Source organism: Lysinibacillus sp. FSL K6-3209, from assembly GCF_037976175.1.
Classification (GTDB): domain Bacteria; phylum Bacillota; class Bacilli; order Bacillales_A; family Planococcaceae; genus Lysinibacillus; species Lysinibacillus sphaericus_D.
The window spans coordinates 2,904,549-2,918,662 of record NZ_CP150264.1; the positions used below are offsets into that span (position 1 = coordinate 2,904,549).

Annotated in this window: 13 protein-coding genes; 4 read left to right on the plus strand and 9 right to left on the minus strand. The window is 36.6% G+C overall.

Going from position 1 to position 14,114, the window contains the following annotated elements; genetic code table 11:
- Nucleotides 1-53 precede the first annotated feature (53 nt).
- The 6 genes from MHH88_RS14145 to MHH88_RS14170 all read right to left on the minus strand — a co-directional run bounded on the left by MHH88_RS14145 (nt 54) and on the right by MHH88_RS14170 (nt 6,742).
- A complete protein-coding gene (locus MHH88_RS14145; RefSeq protein WP_024362960.1) occupies nt 54-713 on the minus strand; it encodes an esterase in 660 nt (219 codons plus the stop codon).
- Nucleotides 714-883: 170 nt separating this feature from the next.
- Nucleotides 884-1,441: a hypothetical protein gene (locus MHH88_RS14150; protein ID WP_339258847.1), complete on the minus strand. Its 558-nt coding sequence runs from the start codon at nt 1,439-1,441 to the stop codon at nt 884-886.
- 81 nt (nt 1,442-1,522) lie between these two features.
- The gene (locus tag MHH88_RS14155; RefSeq protein WP_339258849.1) at nt 1,523-2,722 is read right to left on the minus strand and encodes a malic enzyme-like NAD(P)-binding protein; all 1,200 of its coding nucleotides are present in this window, start codon (nt 2,720-2,722) and stop codon (nt 1,523-1,525) included.
- 302 nt (nt 2,723-3,024) lie between these two features.
- Nucleotides 3,025-5,130, minus strand: coding sequence for an EAL domain-containing protein (locus MHH88_RS14160; RefSeq protein ID WP_339263070.1), 2,106 nt, complete (start codon nt 5,128-5,130; stop codon nt 3,025-3,027).
- Between the two features lie 288 nt (nt 5,131-5,418).
- Nucleotides 5,419-6,120 carry an O-linked GlcNAc transferase gene (locus MHH88_RS14165; RefSeq protein ID WP_339258851.1) on the minus strand — a complete coding sequence of 234 codons (702 nt, stop codon included), beginning with the start codon at nt 6,118-6,120 and terminating at the stop codon, nt 5,419-5,421.
- A gap of 142 nt (nt 6,121-6,262) precedes the next feature.
- On the minus strand, nt 6,263-6,742 hold the full coding sequence (locus MHH88_RS14170) for a thioredoxin family protein (RefSeq protein WP_069509170.1): 480 nt from the start codon (nt 6,740-6,742) through the stop codon (nt 6,263-6,265).
- Nucleotides 6,743-6,935: 193 nt separating this feature from the next.
- On the opposite strand from MHH88_RS14170, the gene MHH88_RS14175 reads away from it, so the two are divergent.
- Both MHH88_RS14175 and MHH88_RS14180 read left to right on the plus strand, forming a co-directional pair.
- Nucleotides 6,936-9,248 carry a YhgE/Pip domain-containing protein gene (locus tag MHH88_RS14175; RefSeq protein WP_339258854.1) on the plus strand — a complete coding sequence of 771 codons (2,313 nt, stop codon included), beginning with the start codon at nt 6,936-6,938 and terminating at the stop codon, nt 9,246-9,248.
- Nucleotides 9,249-9,328: 80 nt separating this feature from the next.
- Entirely contained in the window at nt 9,329-9,838 is a 510-nt protein-coding gene (locus tag MHH88_RS14180; protein WP_339258856.1) for a PCYCGC motif-containing (lipo)protein, read from the plus strand.
- Between the two features lie 385 nt (nt 9,839-10,223).
- Here MHH88_RS14180 and MHH88_RS14185 read toward each other — a convergent pair whose 3' ends face one another.
- Nucleotides 10,224-10,760, minus strand: coding sequence for a hydrolase (locus tag MHH88_RS14185; RefSeq protein ID WP_103976235.1), 537 nt, complete (start codon nt 10,758-10,760; stop codon nt 10,224-10,226).
- Nucleotides 10,761-11,001: 241 nt separating this feature from the next.
- Here MHH88_RS14185 and serC point away from each other — a divergent pair, with 241 nt between their 5' ends.
- On the plus strand, nt 11,002-12,090 hold the full coding sequence (gene serC / locus MHH88_RS14190; protein WP_231784714.1) for a 3-phosphoserine/phosphohydroxythreonine transaminase: 1,089 nt from the start codon (nt 11,002-11,004) through the stop codon (nt 12,088-12,090).
- 310 nt (nt 12,091-12,400) lie between these two features.
- Entirely contained in the window at nt 12,401-12,736 is a 336-nt protein-coding gene (locus MHH88_RS14195) for a hypothetical protein (RefSeq protein ID WP_024362970.1), read from the plus strand.
- 80 nt (nt 12,737-12,816) lie between these two features.
- Here the strand turns inward: MHH88_RS14195 and MHH88_RS14200 are convergent, their stop codons facing one another.
- Entirely contained in the window at nt 12,817-13,245 is a 429-nt protein-coding gene (locus MHH88_RS14200) for a Fur family transcriptional regulator (protein WP_024362971.1), read from the minus strand.
- Nucleotides 13,242-14,105 (minus strand): metal ABC transporter permease, encoded by an 864-nt coding sequence (locus tag MHH88_RS14205; protein ID WP_069509209.1) that lies wholly within the window; start codon nt 14,103-14,105, stop codon nt 13,242-13,244. The genes MHH88_RS14200 and MHH88_RS14205 overlap by 4 nt, the downstream gene beginning before the upstream one ends.
- Nucleotides 14,106-14,114 lie beyond the last annotated feature (9 nt).

Here is a 14,114-nt window from a genome sequence, read left to right on the forward strand (position 1 = left end):
ACAAAAGGCATCGAGAAGTTGAATTCCCGATGCCTTTTATCTATTTCTTGGCGTTACTGCATATGATCTTGTTCTTGTAGTTGTTGCGCTAAAAACATGCCTAAATCTCGCCAATTTTCTGGTGTAACACCATGTCCATCTGGATATTGCTTGAATGTTACAGTCGCGCCAAATTGCTCAAACAGTTCTTTGCTTTCCATACCCCATTGCGAAGGAATCACATAATCATAATCACCATGAGAAATAAAAGCATGTAAATGATTGACCGTGCGAATCGCATATTCCTCTGTAACAAATTTTGGGGTATATCCGCTTAATGCTACAATGCCTGTAATTAAATTGCCCATAACAAAAGCTAGTGACTGTGCGAGAACAGCCCCTTGGCTAAAGCCAAGGACAAATACTTTATGCGGATCAATTTGAAATTCTTCAATTGCTTCTAAAATAAATCGTTGCAGCGCAATTAACACTTTATCAAAAATAGCACGGTCTGGCTTTCCCACTTCCTGTATCGTAAAAAAGGCAAAACCCGGCTTTTGTGCGATAGGACCTCTCAAGCTAATGATATGACATTGATCTTGAAAATCTTGTACCAATTGCGGTAAATCATCCTCATTGCTACCCATTCCATGCAATAAAAAAATCGCTGGATATTTTTTAGTAGGGTCCATATTTGCTGGTTGTGTATGTTTAAAAGTGAATGGTGTATTCATTGCGATAATTCCTTTCAAGTAAAATCAAAACTATTTTAACATATTGCCCAATTATACTGCACAGATGTTGATTTTGGAATCTTACCCTAATTGTTTGAAAATTGTTTGTTTGCCTGACACTACAAAGGCATGGAATTAAAGAACTTTCTCTAATTCCATGCCTCCAAACTTTATGTTAAATTTGTTTTCGAAATAAGCCCGTCTATATGATAGGCTATATATCCGTTAATGATGCGAAGTGTTTCTTGTGGATCAGCGTCAAATAGCACTTTCGATTGTGCAGGCGTTGATACAAGAACCGAGAGCAAATCCATTCGCATCGAATGCCCAGCAGCGCTATAGGCATAGTCATAAATAATGGCTTCCTCTGTAAGGCCTTCAGCGTCATACTGTTGATGGAACAATTCTTTTGCCATCTCCATTCGTTCAGCTACTTGCTGACGAATTCGCATTTGATGCATAAGCAATTCCTCTTCAAGCACTTCTGGTTTTACCCATTGTTTCTGTTCTAGCATATTGATAAGCTGATTTTCCCAAACTTGCTCATTGTCAGTAAAATACAGCATATTCACCATCAGCCTATCCCAAAAATCTGTTTCCGAACTAGCCGATTGACGTTGCATAGCAATCGTCTGATTAAAGTGTTGCTCAACCTTTTCCATATCCATATTACGTACTAAATGATAACATACATTTTCAATAAATTTATTCGCTACTTCCTGTGCCATGATCGAAACCCGTCCTTATCTCAACAAATCATTACACCTCTATCATACCATGTTTGTTAAATAGAAAGAAACGGACAACGTTTAAGCATGTTGATGTGGTTGCTGGAATAACACCGATACGCCTGAGTCAATAGCAGCACTGCCGACAGCTTTCGCGACAACGCTCGCTACACGCTCATCCATCGACTTTGGAATAATAAATTCTTCTGATAAGTCTTCTGCTGATACTAACGAAGCAATGGCTTCTACCGCCGCTAGCTTCATCGCCTCATTTATATCTGTAGCGCGGACATCTAATGCCCCCCTAAAAATACCAGGAAAAGCAAGCATATTATTTACTTGATTCGGATAATCTGAACGTCCAGTGCCCATAACGCGGACACCCCAAGCACGGGCATTATCATATGTGATTTCTGGATTTGGATTAGCTAGCGCAAATACTATCGGATTTTCGTTCATTGATTCGATATGCTCTTTCGTTAATAAATTTGCAACGGATACACCGACAAAAACATCACTACCAGCAATCGCATCTTCTAATGTCCCAACTAATTTGAATGGGTTTGAAATTTTTGCAATCTGGTCTTTGATGCTATTCATCCCTTCCTTACGACCGTCATAAATTATCCCCTTCGTATCACACATCACGACGTTTCTATAACCCATTTGAAGTAATAAGCGTAATATAGCAATGCCGGCTGCCCCCGCACCGTTTATCACGACCTTCATATCTTCTGGTTTCTTGTTGACAATTTTAATCGCATTCATTAAGCCAGCCCCAACAACAATCGCCGTTCCATGCTGGTCATCATGAAATACGGGTATATTACACTCCTGTCGAAGACGATCTTCGATTTCAAAGCAGCGCGGAGCGGAAATATCCTCTAAATTAATACCACCAAATGTTGGAGCAATCGCCTTAACTGTGCGTACGATTTCATCCACATCTTTTGTTGCGAGACAAATAGGAAATGCATCCACATTGGCAAAACGTTTTAGCAAAATCGCCTTTCCCTCCATCACTGGTAATGCCGCTTCTGGGCCGATATCACCTAAACCTAGAACGGCTGTCCCATCTGTCACAATGCCAACAAGATTTCCTTTAATTGTATAATCGTACACTGCTTGTGGATTGTTTTCGATTTCAATACAAGGCTGCGCAACGCCAGGTGAATAAGCTAAACTTAAATCATATGTATCCTGCACAGGTACCTTGGCTACAATCTCCATTTTCCCTTGTGCTTCTTTGTGCATCTCTTTTGCCTTTTGCATAATATCCATTGTCTAAACTCCTATCTTCTATCTACATGTCATTTATTTTTTCCATTCATGCTCAACAAAAAAATTATTATTGTAATACTATTCTAAATAATTAATCTTGTTATATTTTGAAAATTATATTACTTCATCCAACTAAAGTCAATGCCGTCAAGCGCAATCCTATATAAAACTTTTTAAATTGTTAATATTTTTAGAATATTTTAAATAAGTGAAATCGTTTTCATTTTAATACTATCCAAAAATAAGTGATTCATACAAAAAAACAACCTTGTTTCATTTCGAAACAAGGTTGTTTTACATTTTCAGCATCGGGTATGTAACGCTTCTAAAATCGTTTGTGCATTATCTTGAAGTACTTGATAGTTATCTTGTAAGTATGTCGGATGCAATGGCTTACTAAATAAAAAACCTTGTACCGTTTCACAATGCCCTGCTACTAAATAATTGAGCTGTGCTACTTCCTCAATTCCTTCTGCCACTACTCTCAAACGTAAATGTTTAGCCATTGATAATATCATATCAACTAATGCTTTATCAGTAGGATCGCTTTGAATTTTTTGGACAAAAGAGCGATCAATTTTCAAACAATCAATTGGAAAATCTTTTAAATAGGATAGCGATGAATAACCAGTTCCAAAATCATCAACAGCAATTGTCACGCCAAGCGCTTTTAATTGATGTAAAATCATCGTTATATGATCGATATTAATGGTCATACTTTCCGTTATTTCTAATTGTAAATATTTTGGGTCTAAATCAGTTTCTTTAAGTACAGATTGAATCATCTCCACTAGATCTTGCTGAAATAATTGGCCTAAAGAAAGATTAACCGCTACTTTGATAGGTGGTAAGCCTGCTTGTTCCCACTGCTTCACTTGTCTACACGCCGTTTCTAATACCCATTGTCCAATCGGAATAATGATACCGGACTCTTCGGCAATTGGAATAAACAAACCTGGTGAAACCATGCCCTTACTTGGGTGCTGCCAACGGACTAGTGCTTCAACCGATAATATATGCCCCGTCTGCAAATCTATTTGCGGTTGATATTCCACAAACAACTCACGGTTTTCTAAAGCATGACGTAAATCATTTTCTAAAATAATTTTCTCTGTAATATCGCTAGACATGGAAGTTTCATAAAATACGATGCGTGAAGGTACTTTTCTCGCCTCCTGCATCGCATACACAGCAAACCTAACAAGCTCTTCTTCCTTGTAGGCATCAGTCGGGAATAAAGAAATGCCAATATTCAAATGCCCATTTAAAGAAATATGTTGTATTTGGAAGGATTTCGCCATTGCCATTTGCAATTGTTTACAAAGCTCCATTATTCGTTGTGTATGATTTGCATCATCAATAAATACGATAAAATAATCTTCTCGAAGCATACTTAGTAAATACTGCTCAGGTAAAATATCCTTTAGTCTCTGTGCAACTTGACTAATTAATTTATCTGCATATGAACTACCTAGTGACGCTTTAATAGCTGAAATGCGCTCAATCTCTATAGCTAAAATAGCCTTCTTAACATTACATTTATATAAATTCTTATGTAATGTCTCCATTAAAAATCGTTCATTGGGTAAGTTTGTCACCTCGTTGTGATAAGCCATATAGTGCATCTTCTCTCTAGATTTCTCTAAATGTTTCTGCATTTCTATTAAATCCTGAAACGGTTTTTCAATGGACGAAAAATAAATTGCTTTAAAAAGCAGATAAAAAGAACACAATTGAAAAATATGTCCAATAAAATTTTTAATATCATAAACGTCACGATAAGTAGTAAAAAGAAAATCGCTAATGATTAAATAACTTGCACTACCTACCAACAAGAAAATAATGTTGGGTGCTACCTTGAATTTTTTTATTAATAAGTACATGATGAGAAAATGGCATGCCATTGCAACATACTGCAACGAATTTTTTAAAGGCGTTGGACCGACCCCTTCAACAACAAGCGGTGGCAGAATAGGGGTAGTCGGTACATATATAAGTATGAATAATCCAACAGTAATAACAAATGGTGTACTATAAATGAACCATCGATAAGTTTTATTAAGAATGGCTTTTTCCTTAATAAAAAATATGAGCAAGATACCACATGATAACACTAGCCTTCCAATAATATAAAACCATGTTGCAGCATAGGGGGTACTCTCCATAATAAAATATGGCATCCCCTTATAAGAAAGGGCATGTGCAATTTCAATTAAGCTATACGTTAAAAATAACGCACCTATGTATAGTGTTCTATTAGATAGAATATAAGGTGTTGTTAACCATGATTGGATGGCAATTGTCATCGTCACAACAATGATCAAAATTTCTATTAGCAAATGAATCGAAACATAATTGCTCTTTCCAAAAATCCCGTAAAATTCATCACTCCAAAAACCAATGATCATCAATAATACGCTAGAGAAAAATATGAATAGTATTCCTTTCCTAAATAAAGAAAAATGTTTATTTAATTCCCACACGATGATCCCTACTTTCACTTGGCTGATAACCGCTACTTTATAAAATTCATTATGTATAAATAATTTTGAGATGATTCTACTAATAGATTACCATGATATACCTAAAATTCAATCAAAGAAAAATGGATAAAATGTTTCAACTGTTGAAAAAAGGAAGAAGACTGAAAATATCCCCACAATTAACGAGTTTATCTTCAGTCTTAAATGTTCATGTTATGAAAATACATAACTATCCATATTATCAATGGTATTTTGGATCGCATCTTTAAGCGATCGTTGATGCTCACCGCAAGAAGCAATGGCTTCCTCTAATGCAATCGCTGCATTAGCTATAAACGGTGCCATCTGTAAATCTTTTGCAAGCTGAATTAATACAAGGGCTTTATTCCATTTCCAGCGAGCATTTGTCGGATCTAAGTCAATCGCTTGCTCTAAATAAGCAAGTGCATCAAAAGGCATCCAACCAAAACGATGCATCGTCTGACCTGTTATGCCCCAATACAAAGCCTTATTAGGATTTGCTTTCACTGCCTGCTTGAAGCAATGGACGCTCTCATTGTAATGATGGGCAAATAAAAACAGCTCGCCCTGCGTAAAAAATGATTGTGCCTTTTCATTAGCTGAACCCGATTTAGCCATTTCCTCTAGCGCTTTCACTCTCTTCGCAAATGCCGCTTCATCTTTTATAGCACGTATTTCTAAAACATCATCTGATTCAGGATAACTTTCATTCGCCCGTTCACTATGCTGTGTTTCCACGAAAAGTGTTGGCTTCGGCAATGTAGCAACATCGTACTCATCCAACAAGGTAATATATTTAGTAGCTAACTCCTTATCAGGCCCATCTGCAACTTGCAAAGCAGCCTTATAACATTTCATCAGCTCTCCATTATAAAAATATTCTTCCATTGTCATCCATTCTTCCTCCAGTTTTCATACACCTCATTCTATATAGTATATATTATACATACTTCACTCTGTAAAGCACCCTCCATTTCGTTTGCTATCTATTCGAACAAAAAAGAGACTGTCCAATTGGTTCAGTCTCTTCTGTGCGTTATTTTTTTAATACTTCTTTATCTAAGAAAGCTCGTAAATCTTCTTCAGCTAATGCCCCTACAAAACGTGCAGTTTCTTTGCCATCTTCAAAACGAATAAAAGTTGGCGTTGCTTCGAGATTATACTTGTTCCACAAATTTTCATATTCATATACGTTTAATTGGGCAATATTTACGCCTAAATCATCTGCAATCGGCATTAATACGGGTGTGAATGCTTGACAATGGACACAAACTGGACTAAAGAAATACGCATTGACATCTTCCCCAGCTTTAATCTTCTTTTCTAGCTCATCAGGCAACATAATATTTTGGTAATTTTCATCATCTAATTGGTCAATTGTTTCTTGTTTTAGATTTTTGTCACCGTATGGATTATTCGCACTTGCCAGTTTGTTTTTGTTCGATACATTTGTAAGTACAATAATCGCTGCAAACAAAACAACAATAACCGAACCAATAATTAGTAGCTTTTTCAATTAAACTCCTCCGATTTCACATAAAAAATGTCCTACTTTTAGTGTATTTGGAATTGATTATAAAGTGTTTTTAGAACCTAGTAAACTAATTCGTCTTTCATAGTAAGTTTTCGCACAATTCAAACATAATTTAGTGTATTTATGGAAACCTACTTACTATAATGCGCAAAATGAATTTGGAGTGAAATTTACTATGAAACCTACTTTCCAACATGTTTTTCGAATTTATAAAAGTGATATCTTAAATATAGTATCAAACTGGGTAGTTGCTGTCATTGTTGGTGGGCTCATTTTTTTACCTTCTTTGTATGCATGGTTGAATATCTATGCTTCGATGGATCCATACGCGCACACGGCAAATATGAAAATTGCCGTTGTCAATGAAGATGACGGCACTACAATTAAAGGTGAAAATTTAAACATTGGAAAGGAATTAATGAGCAATTTACAAGCAAACAATAGCTTTTCATGGTATTTTCTCCCAAGGCAAGAAGCGCTCGATTCATTAAACAATGGTGATTATTTTGCAGTACTTATCGTTCCTAACGATTTTTCCAAAAAGCTCACATCTATTTTGACCGATCAACCTACAAAAGCGCATATTGATTATTATGTAAATGAAAAAATTAATCCTATTGCTCCTAAAATTACAGGTAAAGGCGCCAGTGTTATTACACAACAAGTTTCGAGTGAATTTATTTCAACAGTCAATGGCACACTTTTTTCTATGTTTAATACCATTGGCATTGAAATCGAACACGATATTCCAGATTTCAAAAAATTCGAACATTATATTTTCACAATTGAACAGCATCTTCCAGATATTGAATCATTTTTAGCTCAAACCGCACAAGGTGGAAAAGATGCTGAAAAATTATTGGACACTACTATCAGTGAAATACCCGAGATAGAAAAAATAACAGCTAGCGGTCTTACAACTGTCCAAAATGGTCTACAGCTGATAAATGAGGCAGATACGCTGTTCTCGCAGCTTTCACCCATTGTAAAAGAAGATTTAGAAAGCGTACAAACAATTGCTCAACAGTTCTCACAGCTTTTAGAGCAATTGCAAACTATCCGGACAGATACAGCTACCTTAGCAAAATCTAAAGACGAACTGCAAAAGCAGTTAACATCTTCACAAGATAAGGTAAATAGTAGTATTCAAACGTTGGAAGCTTTACAGAAGTTAACACAGGCAGATGCCTCCTCTCGTAAACAACTGGAAAACTCGCTCCAAACGGTGATTTCATCGCTTCAACAGGAGCAATCGAACGATGTTATCGCTCTATTAGATAATAAAGGTATTATTCAGCAATTGGAGTCCATACAAGGAAAGTTACAAGCAAATCCTATTGCTAGCGACTCTATGATTAGTGTGCTCTCTACATTACGTCAACTAAGTTCGCTAGTAACGGATGTCTCAAATAAAGTACAACAATTCAATAATATCGACGAGCAAACAGTGAAAAAAGATATTGCCGCAGTTCAAAAAATGGCTCAAGATGCTGCAAATCATTTAAATCAGTTTCTTAATTACTATTCAGATAAACTGGAACCACAAATTCATACAACCTTGAATGCTGCAAAGGATACATTAACAAAGGCATCTACTTTGCTAACGAAGGTGCAAAGCTCCATTCCACAGGCAAAACAACGGTTAAGCAATGCAAAAAATACGTTAGTTACAGCCAATCAGGCTATAGCAACTATTCAATCTGACTTCCCTACGCTAAGTACTAAAATTATCGACCTTGCTAATAAGCTACGGACATTAGAAAACGAAACCGATATCTCTGAAATCGTTCAATTGTTAAAAAATGATGTTGAAGCAGAGCGAGATTTTTTTGAAGAACCAGTCAAACTAGCAGAACATAGAATATTCCCAATTGCAAATTACGGAACAGCCATGACACCATTTTATACCGTTTTATCTATTTGGGTCGGTTGTTTGTTGCTTATTTCTCTTCTTGCAGTGAATATTCACGACAACCCACAATATAGCATTCGTGAAATTTATTTTGGGCGATTAATGACTTTTGCAACTATATCCGTTATACAAACATTGATTATTACAATTGGTGATGTTTTACTATTAGACGTCTCCATTCGTGCGCCTCTTTACTTTATTCTTTTTGGTTTGATCATTAGTTTTGTTTTTATTACAGTGGTCTACACGCTAGTATCCGTATTTGGAAATGTAGGAAAAGCACTAGCCATTGTGATGTTGGTCTTACAAATTGCTGGTTCTGGCGGTACCTATCCCGTTGAATTGTTACCGAAGTTTTTCCAAGTAATTAATCCATTTTTACCGTTTACTTATGCAATCGGCATGATGCGTGAAGCAGTTGGTGGCATCATTTGGTCCAAAATATGGATAGACCTTGCATTCTTACTAAGCTTCTGGCTAGTTTTTCTGTTGTTTGGCTTGTTCTTAAAAAAATTGCTAGGCGAAAAAATGGAACTTTTAATGAACAAAACACGCGGATTAGATATTTTTCACTAATTTGTGACCATCCTTGCTATAAATATTGACGCGACCAATGTTATAATGGAAATATTGTAAACATGTAGGAGGCGTTTTTTTTGAAAAAGCTAATATCCATTTTTACGTTGTTATTGCTCGTGTTAAGTGCTTGCGGGACTGACAAACAAGCGACTGAAGAACAGCCAAAAGATACTCAAAATGATGCTTCACATGATGGACATGCTCATGTGACAGGAGATATTCAGGAAGAGACAGCAAGTGCTGATGTCCTGCCAACATTTTTAGATAACCAATCTGAAAATATTCGCTTAGTCTACCAAATAGCTGGACAATCAACCGAAATTTTAGAATGGATGCCATGCTACTGTGGCTGTGGAGAATCTGTTGGACATAAAAGTAATTTAAACTGCTTTATCCAAGAAAAAAGGCAAGATGGAACAATTGTATGGGATGATCATGGCACACGTTGCGCTGTTTGTTTGGAAATTGCACTACAATCAGCAAAAATGCATAAAGATGGCATGACATTAAAAGAAATCCGCCAAACAATTGATGAAACATACAAAAATGGTTATGCAAAACCAACTCCAACGGAAATGCCTGCATAAGATGCTGACACAAAGAGGAAAAGTGTTAGATTGACAACCCATCAATCTAACACTTTTTTGCTGTGCCTTTGTTGTCCGCTTCGGCGGTGCTTTCCGCTCAGCACAGTAAGCCGTAACCCTCGCTAACGCAGAAGGCCAGCGTCTTATGCGGTGTGCGTTCTGAGCTGGAGTCACCGCCTCCGCTACCAACAACTAGTGAACCCTTCTAAATTTTATTTATTGCAAAAGCAGAATAGCTAAATTAGCTAAGTTCTCCATATAGCAAAAATTTATGAACACCTTTCCTCTGTTCCTTAAATATTTTAGTTATGCCCCAGCCTCTTTTTTTGCTGTGGTCTTTGTCTGCTACGCATTTACTTTTAAAGGTGTACTGGCAATCAAATCGTTATTTAACGAGTTGTAACACCGTTTTAAAATGTGGATGATCCGCTCTTTGTAAAAGCTCATATAAAATCATTTCTGTGCTCGTTGGCAATATACCTAGTGCCTTCATTTTATCTAGCCCTATTTCCTTGTTAGCTTTTGTGCGAGAGGACACCGCATCCACAACGACTTCCACTTCAAAGCCCTGTTCTTTCAGTTGTCTTGCTGTTTGATAAACGCAAATATGCGCTTCAATACCTGTCACGATAAATTGGGTACGACCACTTGCTTTAACTGCATCGATAAAAGCTTGCTCTTGACATGCACTAAAAGCCATTTTGGCCATCGGGGCCCCCTGAAGATGTTGCGCTATTTCTAATGCAGTTCCACCTAAACGACTTGGATTTTGTTCAAGCCATAACACAGGGACATCCAAAGCCTCCATCGCTTGTACTAGTTTTGCTACATTTTGAATGACTGTTTCACTATCTTCTACAATCGTTGCTAATTTACCTTGGACATCCACAACAATCAGACTTGCTTGTTCTACTGTAAACATACATACACCCCTTTCACTATTTCTTACCTTTCAGTATACCGAAATTTTTTTCTCTATGTAGTTTTTCATCAATATGCAATACATAAAACAAATTGTGTGCGAATTGTGTGCGTGCCTGACACTAAAATGCTCGTTTTCATCGTACATAAATAAAAAATTGAGAATTTTGTTTTTTCTCTTGAAAATTAAGTTATAATCCAATAAAGGTGCTTTTATTAAACAAAACAAGGAGTGTACCATTTTGACACAACGAGCATACAATTTTAACGCAGGTCCTTCTGCACTACCCCTAGAAGTATTAGAAAACGCTCAACAACAATTAGTAAACTTCCGTAATTCAGGTATGTCGATTATGGAAATGAGTCACCGTAGTGCAATTTTCGACGAAGTACATAACGAAGCAATTGCTCTATTAAAAAAACTTTATGCTATTCCAGAAAACTATGAAGTACTATTCTTACAAGGTGGAGCAAGCCTTCAATTCACAATGGTACCGATGAACTTCCTCCAAGCCGATAAAAAAGCAAGCTATGTATTATCTGGTTCATGGTCAGAAAAAGCATTCAAAGAAGCTAAATTATTCGGTACACCTGTTGAAGCAGCAAGCACAAAGGAAAATAAATATCGTAATATCCCAGCATTATCAGATATTCAATTTAATGAAGACGATGCATACGTGCACATTACTTCTAACAATACAATTTACGGTACTCAATGGAAGGAATTCCCTGAAACAGGTAATGTTCCTTTAGTAGCAGATATGTCAAGTGACATCCTATCTAAACCTGTAGACGTAAGTAAATTTGGTATCATTTATGCAGGTGCGCAAAAAAATCTTGGTCCTTCTGGTGTAACAGTCGTTATTATTCGCAAGGATTTACTAGAAAAAGCAAATAAAGAAATTCCAACAATGCTTAAATATACAACACATGCGGATGGTAACTCATTATATAATACACCACCAACATTCGGTATCTACATGTTAGGTGAAGTATTGAAATGGGTGGAAGCTAAAGGTGGCGTCGAAGCTGTTGCTAAACTTAATGAAGCAAAAGCACAAGTAATTTACGATGCAATCGATAACAGCAATGGCTTTTATAAAGGTCACGCAACGCCAGAAAGCCGTTCATTAATGAACATCACGTTCCGCGTCGCTGATGAAGAACTTGAAAAACAATTCCTAGCTGAAGCAAAAGCAGCTGGATTTATCGGTTTAAATGGTCACCGCTCAGTAGGTGGTTGCCGTGCATCAACATATAATGCTGTGCCATTAGAGACTTGCGAAGCACTTCGCGATTTCATGGTAGCATTCCAACAAAAACACCAATAATAAATCAACGACGAATGCTTGTAAAAATAACAACATTCGTCGTTTCTTTATTTTAAATGCATGTTCTGCTGTCTAAACATAACATTCTTTCCTATTTCCCCACTAATAGACTTCTATCTCTATGACAACCATATCGGTACAATCACACCTTTGCCATATAAAATAAACTTTAACAACATTTATTAAAAGAAAAAATAGTTTTTTCTTTGTTTATCGGACATATTACCACCCTCCATTCTTCAACAAAACATAGATTATTAGTGTAAGGCAATAGCTTTACATTAAGTGATGGAGAAAGGAGGTAATATGAATGGAAGATAGACGTTATGTTACGCATATGAACTGGGCTCCTTGTAAATGCCATAAACCTTGCAAATGTAGCCACAAAAAAGAACATGAATGTAAAGAAGAGAAATGCCACAAAGCAGTGAACAACTGCAGAAGCTGCATCTGTGAGCAATTAAGAAAATTAGAAGTTGGAGCTGTAGTTGATGTTTTCTTAGCAGGCGGTCTTAGTTTCCTTGGTTTAACTTTTGTGAGCTTCAATTGTAGAAATTGCTGTGCTTATTTCCTAGAAGCTGGTTCAACATCACCACTTATTATCGATTGCAAAAAAATAGATGCTATTCGTGTAGTAAGAGCATAGTAGCCTTCTTTCACTGAGAATGGAGTATACCCTTTCCTTCTAAACATACTCCTTTGATATAAGTAAAAACCCTGTCAAAACTAATTTGACAGGGTTTCATGTTTACATTCTGGGCATTTTCCGTAAATTTCAAATTTATGATTTTCAATTTCATAATCTGGAAGCTTCTCACCTAACATTTCCATCGGGCAAACATTCAGCTCTTTTACATTGCCACAATCCATACAAATGAAATGATGGTGATGATGTTCAGATTCACAATGCATACGAAAATTTCGTTCACCAGACAACTCAGTCTCTTCTAAAATGCCAAGCTTTACAAACGTTGAAAGATTACGATAAATTGTATCGAAGCTCATACCTGGAAAATCTTTTTTCAGCACATCTAATAAATCTCGAGCGGTTAAATATTTATCCGTTTCCGCAAACATATTTAAAATTAACTCACGTTTATCTGTTTTTTTATAGCCGTTTTCTTTTAAAATTTCCCACGCTCTTGAAATATTCACAGTGCTTCCTCCCCTTGTTTTACAGATACCTTTAACATAATTTTCTTCACGATAATAACTAGCAATAAAATAACAATAGACGTAACGACAATCGTACCACCTGGCGCTAAATCTAAGTAAAATGCACTTACTAATCCTATGAACACTGCTACCTCGCCAAATACAATTGCATAGAGTATTGTTTGTTTAAAACCTTTAGCCAGACGCATGGCTGCAGCCACTGGCAAAGTCATTAAAGAAGAAACAAGTAAAATACCTACGATGCGCATACTAGCAGCAATTACAAGTGCTGTCACAATCATAAACAACAGGTGAACCCAGCGAGCTGGCAAACCACTTGCTTTGGCATATTCCTCATCGAACGATAGCACAAATAATTCTTTAAAGAAGAAATATAAAAACACAATAACTACAATCGCAATCCCTATAACGACCCATAAATCCTGCCTCGACACAGCCGAAACGGAACCAAATAAATAGCTCATTAAATCGGTGCTAAAGCCACTGGCAAGTGAAATAAAAATTGCGCTAATGCCAATTCCACCAGACATAATGATCGGAATGGCAAGTTCTTCATAATGCTTATATAAACGGCGTAAGCGCTCAATTAATATCGAGCCACTCACAGAGGCAAGTATACCTAAGTAAATTGGGTTGAGCATTGCTAATGCAGCAACAGACTGACTTACATATAAGCTACCAGCAATCCCCGCAAGTGTAACATGGGATAATGCATCAGCAATAAGTGATAGCCTACGAACTACGATAAATACACCTAATAGTGGTGCGATGATGCCAATTAATAAGCCAGAGAAAAAGGCATTTTGTAAAAACTCATAGTGAAAAATTGCTTCAATCATTGTGCCTTC

Coding starts and splice junctions, on each gene's coding strand:
- MHH88_RS14145 (WP_024362960.1), bottom strand. CDS start 713: ATGAATACACCATTCACTTTTAAACATACACAACCAGCAAATATGGAC.
- MHH88_RS14150 (WP_339258847.1), bottom strand. CDS start 1,441: ATGGCACAGGAAGTAGCGAATAAATTTATTGAAAATGTATGTTATCAT.
- MHH88_RS14155 (WP_339258849.1), bottom strand. CDS start 2,722: ATGGATATTATGCAAAAGGCAAAAGAGATGCACAAAGAAGCACAAGGG.
- MHH88_RS14160 (WP_339263070.1), bottom strand. CDS start 5,130: ATGATCATTGGTTTTTGGAGTGATGAATTTTACGGGATTTTTGGAAAG.
- MHH88_RS14165 (WP_339258851.1), bottom strand. CDS start 6,120: ATGACAATGGAAGAATATTTTTATAATGGAGAGCTGATGAAATGTTAT.
- MHH88_RS14175 (WP_339258854.1), top strand. CDS start 6,936: ATGAAACCTACTTTCCAACATGTTTTTCGAATTTATAAAAGTGATATC.
- MHH88_RS14185 (WP_103976235.1), bottom strand. CDS start 10,760: ATGTTTACAGTAGAACAAGCAAGTCTGATTGTTGTGGATGTCCAAGGT.
- MHH88_RS14195 (WP_024362970.1), top strand. CDS start 12,401: ATGGAAGATAGACGTTATGTTACGCATATGAACTGGGCTCCTTGTAAA.
- MHH88_RS14205 (WP_069509209.1), bottom strand. CDS start 14,105: ATGATTGAAGCAATTTTTCACTATGAGTTTTTACAAAATGCCTTTTTC.